The sequence below is a fragment of the Tolypothrix sp. VBCCA 56010 genome (genome assembly GCF_050875635.1).
Classification (GTDB): Bacteria; Cyanobacteriota; Cyanobacteriia; order Cyanobacteriales; family Nostocaceae; genus Hassallia.
This window is the reverse complement of sequence record NZ_JBPAOH010000477.1, coordinates 1-323: the sequence shown is the minus strand read 5'-3', so window position 1 is coordinate 323 and position 323 is coordinate 1. Positions and strand designations below refer to the sequence as shown.

Sequence of the window (323 nt, the reverse complement as noted above, 5' to 3'; positions counted from 1 at the left end):
CCCGCAATCTCTTTGGCGATGACGACTGAAAGTTGCACGCTTGGGTGTTGGCGAAGTTGTGCCTCAATTTCTCCGAGTTCCATACGGAAGCCACGGATTTTGACTTGGTGGTCAATGCGTCCGAGATATTCGATGTTGCCATCAATGAGGTAGCGGACTAAATCTCCAGTTTTGTACAACCTTGAACCCGAATCGCCAAACAAGTTAGGAATAAACTTCTCGGCTGTTAACTCTGGGCGGTTGAGGTAGCCTCTAGCCAATCCATCCCCACCAATGTGCAATTCGCCCGGTACGCCTACGGGTACAGGTTGCAGATTGGCATC

General features: G+C 50.5%; 1 pseudogene. It reads right to left on the bottom strand.

Going from position 1 to position 323, the window contains the following annotated elements:
* A pseudogene (locus AABK37_RS42050) lies at nucleotides 1-323 on the bottom strand (amino acid adenylation protein); the annotation flags it as partial.